This window comes from Microbulbifer sp. YPW1 (assembly GCF_013367775.1).
Taxonomy (GTDB): domain Bacteria; phylum Pseudomonadota; class Gammaproteobacteria; order Pseudomonadales; family Cellvibrionaceae; genus Microbulbifer.
Map to the genome: position 1 here is coordinate 753,437 of NZ_CP055157.1, position 21,229 is coordinate 774,665.

A 21,229-nucleotide genomic window follows, 5' to 3' on the forward strand; every position below is an offset into this window, starting at 1 on the left:
CCTCAGAATGTGTCTAACAGTAGCGCTGTTCCCTGCAATACCAGGGCAGCGTAGATACCCGCCAGTATATCGTCGAGCATGATGCCCAGACCACCGTGCACCCGGCGGTCGGCCCAGCCGATGGGCTGCGGTTTGGCGATATCAAAGATGCGAAACAGCACAAATCCATAAAGCGCCCACATCCAGCCCGCGGGCGCCATAAACATGGTCAGCCAGTAGCCAACAAACTCGTCCCACACGATACCACCGTGGTCGTGCACACCCAGCTTTTTCGAGGCGGCACCGCACAGATAGCAGCCGAACGCGAAAGTAATCGCGATCACTCCCAGGTAGGCAGCCGGTGACAGGAACTGCAGGCCATACCAGAGGGGAATGGCGGCAATGGTCCCGAAAGTACCGGGGGCTTTGCGGGCCAGGCCGGAGCCGAACCCGAAAGCGAGAAACAATACCGGGCTGCGGATCAGTTGTGCGAATGTCGGTGTCATGTCGATATGTTCCGCCGTTCAGAAATGCCGATAGCCGGTGAGCCGGGGTTGCCACGTCTGCCCGTTTAACTGGCAGTGAATACCCGGCACGCTGCGCATACGGCCGACGGCACTAATCGGGAGTTTTAGTTGTTGTACGGCTGAAAGATGTTCGTCCGGTACGGTAAAACAGAGCTGGTAATCATCGCCGCCAGTGAGCGCGGTCTCCAGCGCGGTTTCTGCATCCATGGCCGCGGCCAGTTCAGCAATCGGAAACCTGTCCAGGTCCAGCTGGGCGCCGAGATTGCTCGCACTGCAGATATGCCCGAGGTCTGCGAGCAATCCGTCGGAAATATCCAGCGCGGCACTGGCGTAAGGCCCTATGGCACGCGCTACCGAAAACTGGGGCTCGGGAAAATAGTAGGCGTCTTCCGCCTGTTGCCGCTGCTCCGCACTCGGCTCCAGGTCACTCAGAACAATGGGAAGGCCTGCCGCGGCGGCACCGAGTTTGTTCGATACATATATATGATCGCCACTGCCGGCACCATCCCGTCGTAGCGGTCGCTCACAGGCGCCGGTAACCTGAATGGTGATGGAAAGCGGCCCCTTGGTCGTATCGCCACCGACCAGGGTGATACCGAATAGTCGCGCGGTATCGGCCAAGCCTCTGGCAAAAGGTTCAAGCCATTCCGCATTGCTCTCGGGGAGGGTAAGCGCGAGGGTAAACCACAAGGGTTCGGCGTTCATCGCCGCGAGATCGGAGAGGTTCACTCTCAGGCTGCGGCTGGCGATCCGGTAGGGGTCGGCAGCTGCGGGAAAATGTACATCTGCTACCAGGGTATCGACGCTGGTAGCGAGCAATTTCCCGGCCGGGGGCACCAGGAGGGCACAGTCGTCGCCGATGCCCAGTTCCACGCTGCTTTGCGCGGCATTTCCCCGGGCAACCGGTTTGCCAGCTGGCTGGGCGCCGGTCTGAAAGTGGGAGGCAAAATACTCCCGTATCAGTTCAAACTCACCGGGCCCGGCCATATTTCCGCTCAGCCTTTATCGGCCTTTACTTCGACGCTGCGCTCTGTGGCCGCAACCTTGTCGAGGATGCCGTTGATAAATTTGAAGGCGTCGGTGGGGCCGAATTTCTTGGCCAGTGCGACGGCTTCGTTAATGACGACCTTGTAAGGTACGTCTACCCGGTTTTTCATTTCGAAGGTGGACATACGCAGCAGGGCGCGGGACACCGGGTCCAGTTCTTCGACGTCGCGGTCGAGGTACTGGCTGTAGGCGCCTTCAATTTCGTCGAGATTTTTCGCTACGCCGTGGAGCAGTTCGCGAAAATAGGCCACGTCGGTTTTGCTCATGTCATTGTCGGCATGAAACTCGGCCTCGATGGCATTGAGGTTGGAGCCGGCCATTTGCCACTGATACAGGGCCTGCATGGCGTAGTGACGCGCCTTGCGGCGGGCGGATGCAGTTACGGTCATTTCAATCGTTTCTCAATTCAGATTTTGCCGATCAGGGAAACCATTTCGAGCGCGGTTTCGGCGGCTTCACAGCCTTTGTTGCCGGCTTTGGTTCCGGAGCGCTCAATGGCCTGTTCGATACTGTCTACGGTGAGTACGCCGAAGGTGACGGGGATGCCGGTATTCATGGATACCTGCGCGAGACCTTTGGTGCATTCGCCAGCGACATATTCAAAGTGCGGGGTACCACCGCGGATGACGGCACCCAGTGCAATGATGGCGTCAAACTTTTTGCTTTCGGCAATTTTCTGCGCAGCAAGCGGGAACTCGAAGGCGCCGGGTGCGTAGTAGATGGTGATGTCTTCTTCTTTGATACCTTTACGACGCAGGGTATCCAGGGCGCCGTCTTTGAGGCTTTCCACAACAAAGCTGTTCCAACGGCTCACCAGCAGCGCGTACTTACCAGTGCTGCCTACGAAATCCCCTTCGATTACTTTGATATTGCTCATGGTCTGTTTCCGTTTCTGCTATTCCACTTCGGGCCTTGCTGGAGCTTCGGCCCTGCTTTAGTGGCGGCGGCGCACCGGGGATCAGTTTTCAGGACCGCTGTAAACCCATCCCTGGGCGCTGCGGCGCAAACCTCCTGTTTGCGACGCTCCTGAAAACTGATCCCCGGCACCCCGCCTTCGATTTGAACTTTCGAGTTTTACCTGACCGATTAAATCTCTTCTGCGTTCAGATACTCTTCCACTTCCAGGTCGAAACCGGAGATGGCACTGAATCTGAACGGCGCACTCATCAGGCGCATCTTGCGTACTTTCAGGTCGCGCAGGATCTGGGAGCCGGTACCAACCTGCTTGTACACCAGGTCCTGGCTCGGGCGCTGCTGCTTGCCGCTGATCAGCCAGTCGATGCTCTCTTCAATTTCATCGGTGGTTTCGTTGTGACAGATAACAACCACCACACCCTTGCCCTCTTCCGCGACTTTTTTCAGCGCGTTGCGGAAGGTCCAGGGTTCGTACTTTTCGTCGCCGCGGCGCAGGGAGAATACGTCCCGCAGGGTGCTGGCAACGTGTACGCGCACCAGGGTCGGCTCTTCCGGCTGGAATTCGCCGAGACTGAAGGCGAAGTGGCGCTCGCGACGGGCTTTGTCGAGATAAGTACGCAGTTTGAACTCACCGAATTCGGTCTGCACGTTGCGCTCGTTGACGCATTCAACGGTTTTTTCGTTCAGCGCGCGGTAGTTGATCAGGTCGGCGATGGTGCCGATCTTGAGGTTGTGCTGCTGCGCGAACTTTTCCAGGTCCGGGCGGCGGGCCATGGTGCCGTCTTCATTCATGATTTCGACAATCGCAGCGGCGGGCTCGAAACCGGCGAGGCGCGCGAGATCGCAACCGGCTTCGGTGTGTCCTGCACGGCTGAGCACACCGCCCGGCTGGGCCTTGATCGGGAAGATGTGGCCGGGCTGGACGATATCCGAAGGCTTGGCGTTGCGGGCGACGGCCGCGCGAATAGTGCGCGCACGGTCGGCGGCGGAGATACCGGTGGTTACGCCTTCAGCGGCTTCGATGGAGACGGTGAAATTGGTGCTGAACTGGGCGCCGTTATCGCGGGACATGAGCGGCAGGTCGAGTTGTTCACAGCGGTCGCCGGTCAGTGTCAGGCAGATCAGGCCACGGGCATGTGTTGCCATGAAGTTGATGTCTTCCGGCCGGACCTGCTCGGCTGCGATCACGAGGTCACCCTCGTTTTCACGATCCTCGTCGTCCATCAGGATTACCATTTTGCCCTGACGGATGTCGTCGATCAGTTCTTCAACGCTATTCAGTTCCATAAAACCTCTGGTCTACCCGATGAAACATCGGCCTCATCATTCAAAGTTTGTTCATGCCTCAAATCCCGGGGGCAAATGGCCACCCGGTGTCGGTACCGCTACAAAGCGGCCCTCTGCCATCCCGATTTAGCTTTCTATCAAGCTTTGTAAAAACCGTGCTGCGCCAGGAATTCCATGGTCAAACCTTCGCTGCTGGGCTTGGCGGCGGCATCTCCCAAGAGTAGCCGCTCCAGGTAGCGCGCAATCAGGTCGACTTCCAGGTTCACCTTGGTGCCCGCCTGGTAACCACCAATCACGGTTTCAGCAATCGTATGCGGCACGATGGTGAGCTCGAACTCGGCACCGTCCACCGCGTTTACCGTAAGGCTGGTGCCATCTATGGTAATCGAGCCCTTGTGGGCGATGTACTTGGCCAGTTCGTCCGGGGCGCGCAGGCGGAACTGCTCCGCGCGGGCAGTGGTTTTGCGCCAAACCACCTCGCCGATGCCATCCACATGGCCACTCACCATATGACCGCCTAGGCGGGTCTGTGGGGTGAGCGCCTTTTCCAGGTTTACCTTGTCGCCGAGCTTCCAGCTACCGACACTGGCCACCGCCAGAGTCTCCGCGGAAACGTCTGCCCAGTAACCATCTCCCGGCAGGTCCACCACCGTCAGGCACACGCCATTGGTGGCAATACTGTCGCCCAGCTTCACATCGGACAGGTCCAGCTTGCCGGATTTCACCCGTACACGCAGGTCGCCACCGCTGGGTTGCAGGGCGGTGATTTCGCCAACAGCCTCAATAATTCCGGTAAACATCTGGATACCTTTTAACGCTCGATATCTGTCGTTGCGGTAATGCGCCAGTCGTGACCGACTGCGCGCATATCGGTAATGGTGATCGGCAGCACGGAGCCCATACGCGCGATTGGCAGCTCGAACAGCGGCCGTGCGCTGGAGCCGAGAATCTTGGGCGCCAGGTAGACGATGATCTCATCCACATGCCCCTGGTACATGAATTCACCAGAGAGGGTCGCGCCGCTCTCCACCAGCACTTCATTGCACTCGCGGCGGGCAAGCTCTTTCAGCAGCTCACCCAGGTGCACGCGGCCGTTCTTGTCCGCGGGCAGTGCCAGTACCTCTGCACCGGTCTTTTCCAGGCGCGCGCGGCGCTCTTCATCGGCCGCATCGGTGGTGACCACCAATGTTGGGGCGCCCCCCTGTAAAATAAAGGCTTTGGCGGGGGTGCGCAGTTTACTGTCGACAATCACCCGCAGTGGCTGCTTTTCTGCCGCGGCGGCGGCCTCCGCGTCCGGCAGAGCCATCTCTTCCGGGCGCACGTTCATATTCGGGTTGTCGTGGCGCACGGTATCCACACCGGTGATCACCGCGCAGCTGCGCGCGCGCAGGTTCTGGACATCGGCGCGGGCGGCGGGACCGGTGACCCACTTTGACTCACCACTGTCCATGGCCGTGCGGCCGTCGATACTCATCGCCGATTTGCTGCGCACCAGTGGCAGGCCGAGGGTCATACGCTTGATAAAGCCAGGATTCAGCAACCGGCAGGATTCTTCCAGCAACGGGCCTTCCACTTCAATGCCCGCATCGCGCAGTTTCTGTAACCCATTCCCGCTGACACCGGGGTTGGGGTCCTGCATACCGAAAACCACTTTGGAGACACCGGCGGCAATCAGGGCATCGGCGCAGGGTCCGGTTTTGCCCGTGTGACTGCAAGGTTCCAGAGTCACATAGACGATGTTGCCCCGGGCTTTGTCTCCGGCATCTTTCAATGCCTCCACTTCGGCGTGGCCCTCACCGGCGCGCCGGTGCCAGCCCTGGCCGAGAATATTGCCCGCGCTATCGGCGATCACGCACCCGACGCGGGGATTGGGCATGGTGGTGTACATACCGCGCTCAGCGAGCTGGATGGCGCGCGCCATCAGCTCCCGGGGAGAAAAGCTCATCCTTCCTCCTTTTGAGATGCGCCCTTGCCCGTCTCGCGGGTATTGAGGCGTTCGATCTCCTCGCTGAAGTCGCTAACGTCTTCGAAACGGCGATATACGGAAGCGAAGCGCACAAACGCGACCTGATCCAGCTCGCGCAGCTGTTCCATCACCAACTCGCCAATGTGCATAGCCGGGAGTTCGCGCTCACCTGTGGCCTGCAGGGCGTGTTTGATCTGGGCGACAGCGGCTTCTACCCGCTCGGTGCTGACCGGACGTTTCTCGACGGCGCGCTGGATACCGGCGCGGAGCTTGTCTTCATTGAAGGGTTCGCGCTGGCCGTTCTGTTTGACGACACGGGGCAGGACCAGCTCGGCGGTCTCGAAGGTGGTGAAGCGCTCGTGGCACTGCAGGCACTCGCGACGGCGGCGCACCTGGTCGCCATCGGCCACCAGGCGGGAGTCTACGACTTTGGTTTCATCTGCGCTGCAGAATGGACAGTGCATGGGGAGTAGGCCCTATCGGAAAATGCGCGGAGTTTACCACACGACAACCATTTAGGCCTGAACTGCCCCCAGGCATCAGTAAGCGGCCTTAGATGTCTTCGCGCTCGATGATCCGCTGCCACAGCTTGTGACGCAGCTCAAGGATACGGGGCTTGGTGGCCGCCGGGATCCAGGTGCGTTCGAGCAGATCAGGGCTGGGGTAAACGATGGGGTTATCCCGCAGCGCCGGATCGACGAGATCCTGGGCGTCCATGTTTGCGTTCGCGTACTGGGTCTCATTGCTGATATTGGCGATGACGTCCGGACGCATCAGGTAATTGAGAAACTCGTAGGCGGCATCAACATTGGGAGCATTGGTGGGCATGGACACCACATCGATCCAAAGGGGGAAGCCCTCCTTCGGCATCACGTAGCGGATATCGAAGGACTTGCCCGCCTCTTCCGCCATCTGCTGTGCCACCAGTACATCACCGCTCCAGGCGTGGGCGATACAGCGTTTGCCGCTGGCCAGGTCTTCCACATATTCACCCGAGTCGAAATCGGTGACATGCAGGCGTACCTTGGACAGCAGGTTCGCGACCATGAACTGGTGCGCCATGCTCATCGAGTTCGGGTCTTTGCCCAGGTACTTGAGCGCCACATCGAAGATTTCTTCCGGAGACCGCATCAGGGTCGCATTGCAGTGATCCAGCTTGCCGAGATTTTCCGGCTTGAACAGCAGGTCCCAGCTGTCCTCCGGCAACACTCCACCGAATGCCTTGCGCACTGCCTGCACGTTGTAGCCAATACCCACGGTCCCCCACAAGAACGGGAAGGCGTATTCATTGGCCGGGTCGAACAGGGCCAGACGCTGCATGAACTCGGGGTCATTTTGTTCCCAATTGACGATACGACTGCGATCGAGCTTCTGCAGCTGCCCAGCAGCGATGTATTTGGGAATGTTGTCGGAGCCGGGCACGATGACGTCAAACTGACGGCCCTCTTTCAGCCAGACCTGCTCCAGCTCTTCGATATCGTCAAATTCGAAATAGTGCACTTTGATGCCACTGGCGGCCTCAAAGTTGGCAATGGTGTCCTCGGCAATGGATTCAGACCAGTTGGCAAAGTGGAGTTCTCTCGCCTGGGCTTGAACGCCGAGCCCGATGACAGTAGTCAGAATGACCAGTAGTTTGATTAGTGGGCGCATGCTCTACTCTCGCTCCGCAGCTGTGCTGCACGGTTGTCCAGCGCTGACCGCCGTGCATTCCAGCCACTGACGGCAAGCATCGAATCCTGAAACCGCTTGGACCCGAAAGTACCGGTCGCTTGCGCGAACCTCTGTTGAGCAACGCATCCCTCGTGCTACAGATACCGGGTGCAAATTCCGAGCCGGCTCCGGCAAGCCCCTCGGATTAGTACCGAATGAAACAATAATTGAATTTCAATTCGGTTTTCGAGGGCGCGTATTAAAACAGAAAGTGGCGGTCATTTCACAGACCGGAGGACGATTTCCTGCGTTTGCCCACCCAGGAAACAAAAACGGCCCCTTGGGGGCCGTTTTCGAAGAACCCGGCATAGGCCGGGCTCACAGTGCTTTCTGTCGACTGCGCTATCAGCCTTTGTAGACCGGAAACTTGGCGCAGATTTCCAGAACCTTGGCTTTCACCTCGGCGATGGTGGCGTCTGCATTGCCCTTCTCCAGCGCGTCCAGCACGTCGCAGATCCAGTTGGTGAGCTGCTTGGTCTCTTCCACACCGAAACCACGGGTGGTGATCGCCGGGGTGCCGACACGCAGGCCACTGGTGATGAACGGGGAGCGCGGGTCGTTGGGAACGGCGTTCTTGTTCACGGTGATGTTGGCGTTGCCCAGGGCTTCGTCCGCATCCTTACCGGTGTACTCTTTGCCGATCAGGTCCACCAGCATCAGGTGGTCGTCAGTACCACCGGAGACGATATTGATACCGCGGTCGAGGAAGGTCTCGGCCATGGCGCGGGCATTCTCTACCACTTTCTGCTGGTAGGCCTTGTATTCGGGGGTCATGGCTTCCTTGAAGGAAACCGCTTTGGCCGCGATCACGTGCATCAGCGGGCCACCCTGACCGCCCGGGAATACCGCGCTGTTCAGTTTCTTCTCGATCTCTTCATTGGCCTTGGCAATGATGATGCCGCCGCGCGGGCCGCGCAGGGTCTTGTGGGTAGTGGAAGTCACGACATCCGCGTGGGGCACAGGCGACGGGTAAGCGCCAGCGGCAACCAGGCCGGCAACGTGGGCCATATCGACCATCAGGTAGGCGCCAACCTTGTCAGCGATGGTGCGGAAACGGGCCCAGTCCATGATGCGGCTGTAGGCGGAGAAGCCGGCAACGATCATCTTCGGCTTGTGCTCCAGCGCCAGGCGCTCCACTTCTTCGTAATCCACCTCGCCGGTTTCCGGGTTCAGACCGTACTGCACCGCGTTGTAGATCTTGCCGGAGAAGTTCACCTTGGCACCGTGGGTCAGGTGACCACCGTGGGCCAGGCTCATGCCCAGCACGGTGTCGCCGGGGGCGCACAGGGCCTGGTATACGGCGGCGTTGGCCTGGGAACCGGAGTGCGGCTGGACGTTGGCGTAGTCGGCGCCAAACAGTTCTTTGGCGCGCTCGATGGCCAGGGCCTCGACCTTGTCGACGTACTCACAGCCACCGTAGTAACGCTTGCCGGGGTAGCCTTCCGCGTACTTGTTGGTGAGGCTGGTGCCCTGGGCTTCCATCACCTGCGGGCTGGTGTAGTTTTCCGAGGCGATCAGCTCGATGTGTTCTTCCTGGCGGCGGTCTTCGTCCTGAATGGCGGACCACACATCCGGGTCGTATGAAGCAAGAGTGACGGATTTATCAAACATGGTGTTCCCTCGGATGATAAGGCGCGAATCGCGCTAGCATAATCTCGACAAGGGCAAATCCCGACCTATTTGTGACCGGCCCGCCCCCAGAAAGCGGCGCATTGTACACCAACGGAGAGCCCGCGGCGCAAAGGGTGCACATGAAACAAATTCAATTCAGCGCCCCGTGCAATTCAAGTTGCTCAGTGCAGCGCCGATCCCGGGCGGTACAGGATTCCGCCGCCCGGAAACGCAAAACGCGACCCGAGGGGTCGCGTTCTGATACTGGCAGCTACCCGTCCCTTACCGAGTGGCCCGGTAAAAGCGCCAGTCTCTGGAAGATGGGTATTGCCTCAGAAGCGGAATACCAGGGTGCCGGACCAGAAATCCACATCCTCTTCCACCAGGGTGTATTCGGCTTCCAGGTTAACGGTCTCGGACAGGTTGAAGCCCAGGCCCAGACCTGCAGACAGGCCGGAATCACTTTCTTTCTCGCCTTCGAAATCGACACTTTCGTTCAGCACACCCAGGCGGCCCTTGAAGTAGAGGTCGCCCTGGCTGCGGTAGGTCGCGTAGGCGCCCAGGGTGGAAATGGAGTAATCCCAGCGGAAGTCACCCCAACCGCTGTTAAAACGCGCTTCGCCATCTACCAGGGAAGTGGTGTATTCGCCTTCCAGGCCGAATCCAGAATTCCAGGTATAACCAGCGCGGATGCCCGCATTGAACGGGCTATCGCCATTGATGGAGGTCTTCATCAGGCCCGCCACGGTACCGAAGTAACCGCCTTCACTGGCCTGAACAGAAATTGAACAACCCAGCATCACCGCTGCCGCTAAAACTTTTTTCATCATGTTATTTATGCCCCAAAAGCATCGTGTTTATTTTGCGGGCGGCATTCTAATGAAATAAATTTGGCGCCAACAGCCCCCGGCCATTACACGCGATTACAGCGGCAAGTGAGATCCGACTGTTCCCGTCAGCCGTAAACAGGCAGATACCCATTTGTTGAGAGAGCACTGCAATCTAAATGACATGCAGTTGCAACGGAGGTTTGATAGTTTGGTAAAAAAACACAGAAGAGTAATAAATATGAAGTCTCGAATGAGTTTATTGCTGCCCCTGGCCCTGCTCACTGCCTGTGCCGCCAACCCGGCGCAGCAGGCGGTTACCGCCACGGGGACCCTGGTGCAGGAAAACGGCAAGTTTTACCTGCTCGGTGAGCAGGACCGCTACCACATGAACCGCATGCCGCAGCTCAACTACAGCAACTACCTCGGTCAGGAGTTACTGGTAGAGGGGGAGATTCCCCGTTATTGCCACCAGGCCTGGCAGGACTCTGTGGTAAACGTGCAAGGCGGCGCCGAGATGGTCGACCTGAACAAGGTGGACTGGTCTGATTGCCTGGCACCGGACAAAGTCAGCCTGGTCACCGGCGATGGCCTCCAGCTCGTGTACGACTGGGAAGAAATCGAGCTGCGCGACTACCACTTTTAAACATGCCCCAATTTGCGGTGCGCCGTCTGTTGTTGACGGCGCACCTCAGCGTCCCCGCCTCAAACACACCCACCCGACCGTTCAAAATTCGGGCAGCGGGCGCCTACCGCAACACGATGTAGTCACGGCTTGACCCAGATCAAGCCCAGTTCCCGACGGCAGACAACAATGGATCTGTCGATTCTCACTACCCGTCAAGGAGGCGCGCTATGAACGGTATCTACCGACAGCTCTGCGATGACCACAAGCACATGCAAAACCTGCTGGATGTGTTCGAGGTTTTACTCAAGGACCTGGGACAGCAGGATCGCGATCCCGCTACCCTGAGCATGATCCTCGATGCCCTGGATTACTTTTCCGTCTACCCGGATCAGTGGCACCACCCGGTGGAGGATCTGGTATTCGAACAGCTGCTGGGCAAGCCTGTGGATATCCGGGATGTGGTTGAAAAGATAAGTGCAGAGCACCGGGCTATTGCCCAGGCCACACGCAGCATGAACCGGCTCTTTTATGCCGTCGCGAACGATGCCGCCGTGGAACGGGAACAGCTGTTCAGCACCGCGCGGGAGTACATATCCCTGCAGCGCGAACATATGCGAAAAGAAAATGAGATATTGCTGCCACTGGTGAACCAGTACCTGACAGAAACCGACTGGGAAGAGGTGACCGCAGCGCTCGCGGACAGGCAGAGCTGTCAATTCCACCGCGGCGTCAAGCGCCTCTACGAGGCCATCTATCAGGATCTCGCAGAGAAAGAAGTAGCGACAGCCTGCTGACCGGGGACAGACCGATGCAGGAAACGGTCAGTCGTTTTCGTAGCTGCAGTGGGTGCCCGCCAGCTCGCTGAGAGCAATCAGGTCGAGAATGCTAATCGCCCTGCCCTGCACGCGAATCAGGCCCTGTTTCTGGAAGCGCGAGATCAACCGGCTGACCGTTTCCGCGGTCAGCCCCAGATAATTGGCGATGTCGATGCGCTGCATGGAAAGTTTGAATTCGCTGGCGGAGTACCCGCGGCGGGCATAGCGGCTGGAAATATTGATCAGCAGCGCCGCCAGGCGGCTTTCCGCCGAGCGCTTGCCCAACAGCAACAGCACATCGCTATCCTGTTTCAGCTCTTCCGAGAAAATGTTGTAGATCTGTTTCTGCAGCGCAGGCACCTGCTGGGCCAGGTTTTCCAGCTGGGTGAACGGCAGCACACAGACGCTGCTGTCCTCCAGCGCTTCCGCATAGCCCGGGTGCGAACCACCACTGTAGGCATCCAACCCCAGCAGTTCACCGGGCAGCGCAAAATGCGTGACCTGGGTATCGCCATCGGCACCGATCACCGCCGACTTGAAGCTGCCGGAACGGATTGCGTACAGATTGGAAAAGGGATCGCCGGCGCGAAACAGCGTCTCTCCCGCCTTCAGGATTTTCTTCTTGCGCGTCACCTGTTCGAGGCGCTCGATGTCCTCATCCGCCAGGCCCACGGGCAGGCACAGCCTTCTGACCGAACAACTTCCACAATTGACCGCGGTTGAGGGTTTCGACATTGTCTCTTCCATTTCCCGAATTCAGGGCACAAGCATTGCTTAAATCAGGGGCACAAACGCCCATGTCAAAATTGTATCCCCATCGCCCCTTTAAAGCACACGGGAGTATTGGGCTGCAGCTTCACTGCCGTGCAGGTAGCGATCAAAAGCAGAGGCAATATTGCGCAAAAACCAGCGGCCATGCTCTGTGACTTCCAAGTCATCCCCTTTGTCGAGCAACAGCCCGTCCGCGATCAGGGGCTGTAGTCGCGCCAGCTCCGGCGCAAAGTACGCCGCGAAGGGACGCCCGGTGCGGGCTTCCACATCGCGTTTGCGCAGGCGGAGATGGCACATCAACTCCATGATCATCCACTGGCGCAGGCGATCATCATCATCCAGCTGCCAGCCGCGACAGATCGCCTGACCAGATTCAGAAATTGCCCCGGCATACTCCTTCTGCCCGTGGTGGTTCTGCCAGTAACCATCTCGGCTATAGCTGATCGCCGAGGCACCGAGGCCCACCAGGGCATCCGCCGGCATCAGGGTATACCCCTGGAAGTTGCGCGCCAGCTGCCCCCGTGTGGCGGCGGCAGCCATGGGATCATCCGGACGGGAAAAGTGGTCCATACCCAGAAACAGGTATCCCGCATCCATCAGCCGACGGCTCGCCGCCAGCTGCATGGCGATCTTCGACTCGGGGGACGGGATCAGGTCCGTGCTGATCAGACGCTGCGCCTTGAACCGCTGCGGCAGGTGCGCGTAGTGATACAGCGCAATTCGATCCGGGGCCAGGTCGATCACGGTGTCGATGGTGCGCTCTAGGCTCTCCACGTCCTGACCCGGCAGCCCGTAGATCAGGTCGTAGGAGATGGAGCGAAAGCCGCGCTCGCGCGCCGCAAGGGTAAGCGCCCGCACCTGCTCGGGCGGACAGATCCGGTTGATCGCGCGCTGCACATCCGGGTTGAAGTCCTGAATCCCCATACTCAGCCGGTTGAACCCCAGGCCTCGCAATGTATCCAGGGTTTCCACTTCAAGCACCCGCGGATCGGCCTCAATACTGTACTCCGCATCCTCTCCGGGCTGCAGCGCGAACACTTCCTGGAGCCCGTGGATCAGGCGGGTCAGATCGCTGTCGTTCAGGTAGGTCGGTGTGCCGCCGCCTAAATGCAGCTGCGTCACTGGCACACCGGCGACCCGCTCCCGGTACCACTGCGCTTCCTGCAACACCCGGTCCAGATAGGTGGAAGCGAGACCGTACTGACGGGTGATCACCTTGTTACAGGCGCAGAAATAACACAGGGAACGGCAGAACGGGATATGCACGTACAGCGACAATGTCTGCACATCTTGCAGTGCATCCCAGGGATTGCCGCCGGACTCCGGCGAGTCGGTACCAGCACTCAGTGGCACAAACCGGTCGGCGGTGGGGTAAGAGGTATAGCGCGGACAGGGGCCGGCATAACGCGCCAACAGCGCCTGGGATAACGCCGTAGAAGCGGTAGATATCGCGGAGGCACTGGCGCTGTCAGCGCCGGCAAAGCTGTTTTCGTCCATTGACGGGTAACCTGTGATCCAGAGTCATCGAGCGGGAATGTCGGATCGGGCAAAGGTACCCGTCTGGCAGTGGCTGGCGCTTGATACAGATCAATTGCCGGATCATTGCCAAAACATGCAGGATTTCCCGTCAGTCCCCCACCGGACGCCGGAACAGGTTCTGGATACTGGAGAAGTCCAGCGCACTGTTGATCGGGTCGCCGCCGTGCAGTTGATACAGGTTTTTCGCCAGCGCCCCCAATGGGGTCGAAGACGCACTGCCAGCGGCGGTGTCCATGGCGAGCCCCAGATCCTTGAGCATCAGTGCCACCGAAAAACCGCCCTCGTAATTGCGCGAGGCGGGTACGTTTTCCATGACCCCGGGATAAGGATTGTATTTTTCCAGTGACCAGTTGCCGCCGGAGCTGACGCCCATGATCTGCGACAGGACGCTCGGGTCCAGCCCGTTGTCCACCCCCAGTTGCAGGGCTTCGGCGGTTCCGATCATATGGATGGCGAGCAGCATGTTGTTACAGATTTTCGCCACCTGGCCGCTGCCCGCTGGCCCCGCGTGAAAAATATTTGCGCCCATGGCCGCCAGTACCGGGCGCGCCCGCTCCACCGCCGCCGCGTCACCGCCGCACATAAATGACAGACTGCCCGCAGCAGCGGCCGCGGTACCACCGGATACCGGTGCATCCACCGCATCGATGCCGCGCTCACCGGCGGCGGCAATCACCTGGCGGGCGTCTTCGGCGGCAATGGTGGAACAATCGATCAGCAGCACCTCCGGCCCCATCGCCTGCAGCAGGCCGTGCACACCAAGGTACAGGGAGCGAACGGCTTCGCCACTGGGCAACATGGATATCACCACATCCGCACCTTCAATAGCGGCCTCGGCACTGGCGGCTTTGGTACAGCCACTGGCTACAGCCCTGTCGAGCACCGCGCTGGAAAGATCAAAGGCGGCGACCGGGACCCCCTTCTTCACCAGGTTCGCCGCCATTGGGCCACCCATATTGCCGAGGCCGATAAAGGCGATTTTGTTTACTTCTGCCATTCTGTTTTCTCCTTTTATTATTTTTCTTGCAGCACTCCGCTACCCGGAAAATCACCCGCTATAAATCTGCCAGCGGATTGGTCTCCCAGGGCTGCTTAAAACACGCAGCCACCAGCTCTGGTGTAACACCTTCCAGCGTCGCGGGCTGCCACTGGGGATTGCGATCCTTATCAATCAACAGTGCACGCACACCTTCTTTTACCTGCCCATTGCTGCACATGTTGACCGCGAGGGCCAGTTCCATTTGCAACACTTCGGCGAGGGACATATGCCGGGCCCGACGCAACTGTTCCCAGACGACACCGGCGGTAAGCGGGCAGCCGGCTTTCAGCGTCGCTGCAGCGCGCTGCAGCCAGGAATCTTCACCAGCGTAATTGACGATAGTTTGATAAACGTCGGCAAGGGTCGGCGCGTCCGTCAGTTGCTGGATCACATCGTAGTGCGCGCGCAGGTTGGATGCCGGTCGCTGGTCCTGCGCTATTTCGCTGGTCTGAACCGCCCTGCTGACCAGCACTCGATTCTGCTCGGCGTCCTCAGAGAATGCCTGCCGGGCAAGGCTGGAGAGAAGCGCATCCTTGTCTGCGCTCGCCACCATGCGATCGGCCATTCCCGCATAGATGGCATCACTGCCGTTAAACTGGGCTCCGGTGAGGCCAAGGAACAGGCCGATACGCCCGGGCATGCGATTCAGGAACCAGCTGCCGCCGACATCGGGGAACAGGCCGATGGTGATTTCGGGCATGGCCATGCGCGTGGTTTCGCTGACGATCCGGTGGCTGGCGCCACTCATGATGCCAATACCGCCGCCCATGACAATACCGTTGCCCCATACGATGATGGGCTTGGGATAGGTGTGGATACGGTAGTCGAGGCGATACTCCCGGGTGAAGAAGTCCTGCACAAACTGGCTCGCCCCCTGATCCCCGTAGCTACCGGATTCCCGATGCAGCGCCACCACATCTCCGCCCGCACACAGGGCCTTTTCCCCTGCCCCTTCTATCCAGATACAGGCGACACTGTCGTCGGCTTCCCACTGGTCCAGCTGGGCAGCCATCCGGTCGATCATGTCGAGGTTGAGTGCATTCAGGGCTTTGGGCAGATTGAGCGTCAATTTGCCGATGGGGCCCTGACGGTCAACGATAAGGGGTGATTCCTCGGTCATACTGGTTCCCGGTTGTCTTATTTGGGGCAAAGTTAAACATAGATGGGGTGGTGGAGGCATTACCTCACTCTTCACACGAGGCTCGGTGGTGCCTGCTTTAGCGGGTCCGGTGGCGGCGGAGTACCGGGTAAAGGTTTTCAAAACCGAGCTAGGCGCCCCCCTGTAAATACATCCCTGTACGCTGCGTCGGCGACGTCCCTGTCGCCGACGCTTTTGAAAACCTTTCCCCGGCACTCCACCTTCACTTTACGTTTCTGAACTTCGAAATTGACAGCGCAGAAGCAAGTAGAGGCTATTGAACCCGAAGTGAAGGCGCTGATACCGGGAAAACCCTCGCAAGACCTTCACCGCCATGGATGGCGGTGCAGAGCCCCCAGGGATGGGTGCACGGCGTGTCTTGCGAGGGTTTTACCGGTAGCAGCGCCGCCACCGGACTGCCCGAGGACCACCGCAGGACGACCAACTCCCCCAAAAGAACCGCGAACAAACACCGTGAAAGAGCAGGTTGAACTTTCCCACCAAACTGCTAACTTGCGCCCAAATTCTGACCGACTGGAATGATGCTCTAATGGCTGAATACGTATACACAATGAACCGCGTGGGCAAGGTTGTTCCGCCCAAGCGTGAGATTCTGAAAGATATTTCCCTGTCCTTCTTCCCTGGCGCCAAAATTGGCGTTCTCGGCCTGAACGGCGCCGGCAAATCCACCCTGCTGCGCATCATGGCCGGGGTCGATCAGGACTATAACGGTGAAGCCCGTGCCATGCCCGGTATCAAGGTCGGCTACCTGCCGCAGGAACCGCAGCTGGATCCGGCCAAGAACGTGCGCGGCAACGTCGAAGACGGCATGCGCGAAGCCATCGACGCCCTCGCCGGCCTTGAGCAGGTCTACGCCGATTACGCCGAACCGGACGCCGACTTCGACGCCCTGGCCAAGAAACAGCAACAGTACGAAGACGTGATCCAGGCCTGGGATGCCCACAACCTGGAGCACCGCCTCGAAGTCGCCGCCGACGCCCTGCGCCTGCCGCCCTGGGACGCCGACGTGAACAACCTGTCCGGTGGTGAGAAACGCCGTGTGGCCCTGTGCCGCCTGCTGCTGTCCCGCCCGGACATGCTGCTGCTGGACGAGCCGACCAACCACCTGGACGCCGAATCCGTGTACTGGCTCGAACGCTTCCTGCACGACTTCGACGGCACCGTAGTGGCGATTACCCACGATCGCTACTTCCTCGACAATGTAGCCGGCTGGATTCTGGAACTGGACCGCGGGCACGGTATTCCCTGGGAAGGTAACTACACCACCTGGCTGGAACAGAAAGAGAAGCGCCTGGAACAGGAGCAGAAAGGCGAGCAGGCTCGCGCCAAGGCCATGCAGAAAGAACTGGAGTGGGCGCGCCAGAACCCGAAAGGCCGCCAGTCCAAGAACAAGGCCCGTCTGTCACGCCTGGAAGAAATGCAGTCCCAGGAATTCCAGGCCCGCAACGAGACCAACGAGATCTACATTCCACCGGGCGAGCGCCTCGGTGACAACGTGATCGAGCTGAGCCATGTGAGCAAGGCGTTCGGCGATCGCGTGTTGATCGACGACCTGTCGTTCCGCGTACCCAAAGGTGCCATCGTCGGTATCGTCGGCGGCAACGGCGCCGGTAAATCCACACTGTTCCGCATGATCAATGGCAAGGAACAACCGGATTCCGGCGAGATCAAGATCGGTGAAACTGTGAAAATCGCCAGCGTCGACCAGAGCCGCGAAAACCTGGACGACAACAAGACCGTGTGGGAAGCCGTGTCCGACGGTCACGATATGCTCAAGATCAATAACTACGAAGTGGGCTCGCGCAACTACATCGGCCGTTTCAACTTCAAGGGTTCCGATCAGCAGAAGCGCGTCGGCGAGCTGTCCGGTGGTGAGCGCGGCCGCCTGCACCTGGCTTATACCCTGAAGCAGGGCGCCAACGTACTGCTGCTGGACGAACCGTCCAACGACCTGGACATCGAAACCCTGCGCGCACTGGAAGAAGCCCTGCTGAGCTTCCCCGGCTGCGCCATGGTGATCTCGCACGACCGCTGGTTCCTGGACCGGGTGGCAACACACATCCTGGCCTATGAGGGCGACAGCAAGGTGGTGTTCTTTGAGGGGAACTACACCGAATACCACGAGGACTTCGTGGCACGCAATGGTGAAAATGCCACGCCGCACCGGATGCAGTACAAGAAGATCAAGACCTGATCCAACCTGCTGCAAACAAAAAAGCCCGCGAATGCGGGCTTTTTTGTTGGGTAGTGCAACTTAATACCTGAAACGCATACCTAATGTGTAAGTGCGCTCACGGGCAAACGTATCGCGAGGGTAGAGATATTCGTCTGCACCACTTCCCCCACCAAAGTAATCATTGTAAACCGAGTCGGTAAGGTTAGTTGCTTCCATGGAAACCGTAAGGTTTTCATTGAGGTCGTAATTAAGTGCCAGGTCGAGCGAGTCCGTTTCCTTAACAATCACAGAATTGCCCGGTTGATCCCCTGCCTCATTGAAACTCAGGTAATAATCACTCCGCCAGTTGTATGCCAGTCGAGCGGAGAAATCGTATTTTTCATACAAGAGAATCAGGTTGTAGGATTCATCCGAAACGTTCGCCAGGTTCTGCATTTCGGTATTGCCTTCTGCATCGGGGGGAGACTCCGCCTCGCCATCCATAAAGGTCGCATTTGCCTGAATACCGAAGCCAGACCAGAACCCTGGCAGGTTGTCGAAGAACTGCGTATAGGCAATTTCTAGCCCCTCAAGCGAACCGGAACCGGTATTTTGTGGTCGAGTAACCTGATAAGGCACACCATCCCGCATTTCCTCAGACGCATAGAACTGGATGTAGCCATCAATATCCCGGTAAAACATGCCTGCACTCACGGAACTGGCATCGCCAAAATACCATTCCAGTGATACATCCATGTTTCTGGATTCAATAGCATCCAGTTCCGGGTTGCCGCCATTGCCGGTGCCGAAATCTGGCTGAGTGGGTGTAGGCTGAAAATACGCTGTGGATGGATTCAAGTCCGCAAATCCCGGACGTGTAAGCGTCTCGCTTGCCGAGCCGCGCAAATACAGGTCATCCCGCAATGCCAACCGCGCACTCGCACTCGGCAACAACTTGGTTGCGCTGACTTCAGTATTTACCGGCTGAAGCACAGACTGACCATTGTCATCAATGACACTGGTACCACGCAGAGTGGAATCCAGGCGTACCAATCGCGCGCCCACTACACCATCCAATTCCATATTACCCAATGAGGTCTGGTAATCAGTTTTTATATAAGCTGCGTAATTGTTTTCGTCATTATCGAAGAATAACGCCGGAATAAATTCCGGGCCTTCGGGTAAGGCGTCGTAACCCATCGCCTCGCGAATTTCGGCACGGCGAGACAACAGGTAGTCGCGGCTCGGAGTTAACCATTGTGAGGTATTAAGGTCAGTGACATCACTCAGAAAACCTGACGGCGTCATATCTTCCAGGCCGGGGAAATCGGTCAAACTTAATTCCTGACCAGAAATATTTGGGCTACCACCGGTATCCGCAGACTGGTTAAATGCATTTCGCTGGCTCAGACGCACTCCAAAATCCAGCGATGAAAACAGGCCCTCCTCGAGCGCGTAGCTAAAATCGGTCTTCCATGTGGTCTCGCTACCTTCTTGGCGGCTGCGCTGATCAAAGAACTGATTTAGCAGATACTGAGAAGGATCACTCAGGTCGTAAGAACTGCCGTCCCCATTCTCGATGGTCACATCAGAAACACCTGACGCCGTCTTAGCGAAGTCGTAGGTGATACGTGGAGCGAAGAATGCCAGATCCAGAATAAAGGTTTTGTTGTCTGCCTCACTGGTTGTGTGCGAGAGCTCACTGCTAACCGTCAGTTTGTCGAAGGTCCACTCCCCGCCGAACGCAACCTGCGTGGTATCAGAACTATTGAACAAGGCCTGGTTACTGGTGATAGTGCCCGGTGCATCGTCGCGCACGTACTCCTGCGCTACATTCGTTCCCGGCTTGTACTCAGTTACATATCCGAGCTGCCCACCCCAGGACGGAATCGGCACCCAGAAGTTCAGCTGGGAGTCTTGTTCATACCCAACGTGAAAAAATTCTGCGTAGTATTCGCTGTTGTCATTTGGGCTCCACTGGAAGGCCCCGTTATATGAGGTGCGGTTGCGATCACCGTACCGGAAATAAGATCCGATCACATTGGGAATGAGCGTGGGCTCACCAGGATTCGGCGGCGCTATGGTATTCGGATTAGTAATTTCAGTGGCGAAAGGCGCTGTCACAAAGTTGACCTGATCCATATAGCCGCGATCTTGATACGAGACGCTCAACATTGCACCAAAATCGCTACCGCCACTGCTCCAGTTGTTATTGATCGTGACGCTACCGACCGGGTCGGTGGATTCAGCCCGCTCGCTGTATACGGAGCGTAAGCCACCAGCAATGGTAAAGCCGTCATCAAAATCAAAAGGGCGGCGAAGATGCACATCGACAACACCGGCTATCCCACCTTCAATATCCTTTGCACTCGCGGATTTTTTGACATCTACACGCTGCAGCAGGTCCGCCGGTATATCAGAAAGAGAAACACCGCGACCAGTCGTGGTGAAAATATTACGTCCGTTTAAAGTAGTAACGACGTTGGGAAGTCCCCGCACCAGAACCGTGGAAGCCTCGCCGTTGGCGCGGGCAATTTGCACCCCGGTGACACGCTGTAACGCCTCTGCAACGCTGTTATCAGGTAGTTTGCCAATATCTTCGGCAACAATGGAATCGACCACTTGAAGGGTTTTCATCTTGATTGCCTGGGCACTTTCCACACTGCTTCGCACCCCGCGAACGACAACCTCCTCCATAGTGGCATCGGACTCTTCGTTTTGAGGCACTTGCTGTGCGTAAGCTTGTGACACGCCCAACATTGCCAATAGCGCAATGGACGCACTTAACCTGTTTTGTTTGAACATCATTCTCTCCTGTCATCGAATTTATCGTTATTACTAATAATTCGGGCCAACTTCTCAGCCCGTACAACCTGTGATCACACAACAACGTCGACACGCACTAGCGCGGGATCGACCCTGAACAAAGCGAATCTGGTAACGCACATTGATATGGAGTGGCGGGAATTCGAAGGGAAGTAGAGAGAACAGCGAGACGGGTTTCTGCGGGATACAGCAGCCCCTCGGACACATACATTATCGGCATTTTTTTCTCTCATTATTGGCGCGATTTCAATCATATTGGTATCGCACTTCTTATCGTATTTAGAGGTCTCTTAGGTAAAACGCAATATACCCGCCCCTATTTGTATTACTTTTATCGATATTATCGACCAATATTAACGGAGTCAACGCTATAAATGACGGTATAGTTATATGTTATTACTAATTGGCGCGAATTAATCCTTTGCAGA

General features: G+C 57.9%; 19 protein-coding genes. 3 read left to right on the forward strand and 16 right to left on the reverse strand.

All coding sequences use genetic code 11. The annotated features are described in order from the left end of the window. Positions 1 to 2: 2 nt before the first annotated feature. From HUW35_RS03220 to HUW35_RS03270, 11 genes are all read right to left on the reverse strand, one after another. Positions 3 to 485: a phosphatidylglycerophosphatase A gene (locus HUW35_RS03220; protein ID WP_181254217.1), complete on the reverse strand. Its 483-nt coding sequence runs from the start codon at positions 483 to 485 to the stop codon at positions 3 to 5. Positions 486 to 503: 18 nt separating this feature from the next. Then, positions 504 to 1,493: a thiamine-phosphate kinase gene (thiL, locus tag HUW35_RS03225; protein ID WP_181254218.1), complete on the reverse strand. Its 990-nt coding sequence runs from the start codon at positions 1,491 to 1,493 to the stop codon at positions 504 to 506. 8 nt (positions 1,494 to 1,501) lie between these two features. Continuing rightward, positions 1,502 to 1,942: a transcription antitermination factor NusB gene (gene nusB / locus HUW35_RS03230; RefSeq protein ID WP_181254219.1), complete on the reverse strand. Its 441-nt coding sequence runs from the start codon at positions 1,940 to 1,942 to the stop codon at positions 1,502 to 1,504. A 17-nt stretch (positions 1,943 to 1,959) separates the two neighbouring features. Beyond that, the gene (ribE, locus tag HUW35_RS03235; RefSeq protein WP_181254220.1) at positions 1,960 to 2,430 is read right to left on the reverse strand and encodes a 6,7-dimethyl-8-ribityllumazine synthase; all 471 of its coding nucleotides are present in this window, start codon (positions 2,428 to 2,430) and stop codon (positions 1,960 to 1,962) included. 209 nt (positions 2,431 to 2,639) lie between these two features. After that, complete coding sequence (gene ribBA / locus HUW35_RS03240; protein ID WP_181254221.1) at positions 2,640 to 3,755, reverse strand: bifunctional 3,4-dihydroxy-2-butanone-4-phosphate synthase/GTP cyclohydrolase II; 1,116 nt, start codon at positions 3,753 to 3,755, stop codon at positions 2,640 to 2,642. A 137-nt stretch (positions 3,756 to 3,892) separates the two neighbouring features. After that, positions 3,893 to 4,555: a riboflavin synthase gene (locus HUW35_RS03245; RefSeq protein ID WP_181254222.1), complete on the reverse strand. Its 663-nt coding sequence runs from the start codon at positions 4,553 to 4,555 to the stop codon at positions 3,893 to 3,895. A gap of 11 nt (positions 4,556 to 4,566) precedes the next feature. Next, positions 4,567 to 5,700 (reverse strand): bifunctional diaminohydroxyphosphoribosylaminopyrimidine deaminase/5-amino-6-(5-phosphoribosylamino)uracil reductase RibD, encoded by a 1,134-nt coding sequence (gene ribD / locus HUW35_RS03250; RefSeq protein ID WP_181254223.1) that lies wholly within the window; start codon positions 5,698 to 5,700, stop codon positions 4,567 to 4,569. Beyond that, positions 5,697 to 6,185: a transcriptional regulator NrdR gene (gene nrdR, locus HUW35_RS03255; protein ID WP_181254224.1), complete on the reverse strand. Its 489-nt coding sequence runs from the start codon at positions 6,183 to 6,185 to the stop codon at positions 5,697 to 5,699. Before nrdR ends, ribD begins: the two co-directional genes overlap by 4 nt. Positions 6,186 to 6,273: 88 nt before the next feature. Beyond that, a complete protein-coding gene (locus HUW35_RS03260; RefSeq protein ID WP_181254225.1) occupies positions 6,274 to 7,371 on the reverse strand; it encodes an extracellular solute-binding protein in 1,098 nt (365 codons plus the stop codon). Between the two features lie 405 nt (positions 7,372 to 7,776). Beyond that, a complete protein-coding gene (gene glyA, locus HUW35_RS03265; protein ID WP_181254226.1) occupies positions 7,777 to 9,042 on the reverse strand; it encodes a serine hydroxymethyltransferase in 1,266 nt (421 codons plus the stop codon). 332 nt (positions 9,043 to 9,374) lie between these two features. Further along, complete coding sequence (locus HUW35_RS03270; RefSeq protein ID WP_181254227.1) at positions 9,375 to 9,872, reverse strand: outer membrane beta-barrel protein; 498 nt, start codon at positions 9,870 to 9,872, stop codon at positions 9,375 to 9,377. Between the two features lie 250 nt (positions 9,873 to 10,122). On the opposite strand from HUW35_RS03270, the gene HUW35_RS03275 reads away from it, so the two are divergent. Beyond that, positions 10,123 to 10,515: a hypothetical protein gene (locus HUW35_RS03275; protein WP_181254228.1), complete on the forward strand. Its 393-nt coding sequence runs from the start codon at positions 10,123 to 10,125 to the stop codon at positions 10,513 to 10,515. Positions 10,516 to 10,724: 209 nt separating this feature from the next. Then, positions 10,725 to 11,291: a hemerythrin domain-containing protein gene (locus HUW35_RS03280; protein ID WP_181254229.1), complete on the forward strand. Its 567-nt coding sequence runs from the start codon at positions 10,725 to 10,727 to the stop codon at positions 11,289 to 11,291. A gap of 27 nt (positions 11,292 to 11,318) precedes the next feature. On the opposite strand, the gene fnr is transcribed toward HUW35_RS03280, so the two are convergent. From fnr to HUW35_RS03300, 4 genes are all read right to left on the reverse strand, one after another. Then, the gene (gene fnr, locus HUW35_RS03285; protein ID WP_181254230.1) at positions 11,319 to 12,047 is read right to left on the reverse strand and encodes a fumarate/nitrate reduction transcriptional regulator Fnr; all 729 of its coding nucleotides are present in this window, start codon (positions 12,045 to 12,047) and stop codon (positions 11,319 to 11,321) included. A gap of 90 nt (positions 12,048 to 12,137) precedes the next feature. After that, complete coding sequence (gene hemN, locus HUW35_RS03290; RefSeq protein WP_181254231.1) at positions 12,138 to 13,580, reverse strand: oxygen-independent coproporphyrinogen III oxidase; 1,443 nt, start codon at positions 13,578 to 13,580, stop codon at positions 12,138 to 12,140. A 130-nt stretch (positions 13,581 to 13,710) separates the two neighbouring features. Next, positions 13,711 to 14,619 carry a 3-hydroxyisobutyrate dehydrogenase gene (mmsB, locus tag HUW35_RS03295; protein WP_181254232.1) on the reverse strand — a complete coding sequence of 303 codons (909 nt, stop codon included), beginning with the start codon at positions 14,617 to 14,619 and terminating at the stop codon, positions 13,711 to 13,713. A 58-nt stretch (positions 14,620 to 14,677) separates the two neighbouring features. After that, on the reverse strand, positions 14,678 to 15,781 hold the full coding sequence (locus HUW35_RS03300) for an enoyl-CoA hydratase/isomerase family protein (protein WP_181254233.1): 1,104 nt from the start codon (positions 15,779 to 15,781) through the stop codon (positions 14,678 to 14,680). Positions 15,782 to 16,349: 568 nt separating this feature from the next. On the opposite strand from HUW35_RS03300, the gene ettA reads away from it, so the two are divergent. After that, complete coding sequence (gene ettA, locus HUW35_RS03305) at positions 16,350 to 18,014, forward strand: energy-dependent translational throttle protein EttA (RefSeq protein WP_181254234.1); 1,665 nt, start codon at positions 16,350 to 16,352, stop codon at positions 18,012 to 18,014. A 60-nt stretch (positions 18,015 to 18,074) separates the two neighbouring features. On the opposite strand, the gene HUW35_RS03310 is transcribed toward ettA, so the two are convergent. Then, positions 18,075 to 20,780 (reverse strand): TonB-dependent receptor, encoded by a 2,706-nt coding sequence (locus HUW35_RS03310; RefSeq protein WP_181254235.1) that lies wholly within the window; start codon positions 20,778 to 20,780, stop codon positions 18,075 to 18,077. Positions 20,781 to 21,229 lie beyond the last annotated feature (449 nt).

What these genes read in the sequence shown, in the direction of transcription:
- ribD (WP_181254223.1), bottom strand. Translation starts at nt 5,700, where the DNA reads ATGAGCTTTTCTCCCCGGGAGCTGATGGCGCGCGCCATCCAGCTCGCT.
- hemN (WP_181254231.1), bottom strand. Translation starts at nt 13,580, where the DNA reads ATGGACGAAAACAGCTTTGCCGGCGCTGACAGCGCCAGTGCCTCCGCG.
- thiL (WP_181254218.1), bottom strand. Translation starts at nt 1,493, where the DNA reads ATGGCCGGGCCCGGTGAGTTTGAACTGATACGGGAGTATTTTGCCTCC.
- HUW35_RS03220 (WP_181254217.1), bottom strand. Translation starts at nt 485, where the DNA reads ATGACACCGACATTCGCACAACTGATCCGCAGCCCGGTATTGTTTCTC.
- ribE (WP_181254220.1), bottom strand. Translation starts at nt 2,430, where the DNA reads ATGAGCAATATCAAAGTAATCGAAGGGGATTTCGTAGGCAGCACTGGT.
- HUW35_RS03310 (WP_181254235.1), bottom strand. Translation starts at nt 20,780, where the DNA reads ATGTTCAAACAAAACAGGTTAAGTGCGTCCATTGCGCTATTGGCAATG.
- HUW35_RS03280 (WP_181254229.1), top strand. Translation starts at nt 10,725, where the DNA reads ATGAACGGTATCTACCGACAGCTCTGCGATGACCACAAGCACATGCAA.
- glyA (WP_181254226.1), bottom strand. Translation starts at nt 9,042, where the DNA reads ATGTTTGATAAATCCGTCACTCTTGCTTCATACGACCCGGATGTGTGG.
- HUW35_RS03300 (WP_181254233.1), bottom strand. Translation starts at nt 15,781, where the DNA reads ATGACCGAGGAATCACCCCTTATCGTTGACCGTCAGGGCCCCATCGGC.
- HUW35_RS03260 (WP_181254225.1), bottom strand. Translation starts at nt 7,371, where the DNA reads ATGCGCCCACTAATCAAACTACTGGTCATTCTGACTACTGTCATCGGG.
- nrdR (WP_181254224.1), bottom strand. Translation starts at nt 6,185, where the DNA reads ATGCACTGTCCATTCTGCAGCGCAGATGAAACCAAAGTCGTAGACTCC.
- HUW35_RS03275 (WP_181254228.1), top strand. Translation starts at nt 10,123, where the DNA reads ATGAGTTTATTGCTGCCCCTGGCCCTGCTCACTGCCTGTGCCGCCAAC.
- ribBA (WP_181254221.1), bottom strand. Translation starts at nt 3,755, where the DNA reads ATGGAACTGAATAGCGTTGAAGAACTGATCGACGACATCCGTCAGGGC.
- nusB (WP_181254219.1), bottom strand. Translation starts at nt 1,942, where the DNA reads ATGACCGTAACTGCATCCGCCCGCCGCAAGGCGCGTCACTACGCCATG.
- mmsB (WP_181254232.1), bottom strand. Translation starts at nt 14,619, where the DNA reads ATGGCAGAAGTAAACAAAATCGCCTTTATCGGCCTCGGCAATATGGGT.
- HUW35_RS03245 (WP_181254222.1), bottom strand. Translation starts at nt 4,555, where the DNA reads ATGTTTACCGGAATTATTGAGGCTGTTGGCGAAATCACCGCCCTGCAA.
- fnr (WP_181254230.1), bottom strand. Translation starts at nt 12,047, where the DNA reads ATGTCGAAACCCTCAACCGCGGTCAATTGTGGAAGTTGTTCGGTCAGA.
- HUW35_RS03270 (WP_181254227.1), bottom strand. Translation starts at nt 9,872, where the DNA reads ATGATGAAAAAAGTTTTAGCGGCAGCGGTGATGCTGGGTTGTTCAATT.
- ettA (WP_181254234.1), top strand. Translation starts at nt 16,350, where the DNA reads ATGGCTGAATACGTATACACAATGAACCGCGTGGGCAAGGTTGTTCCG.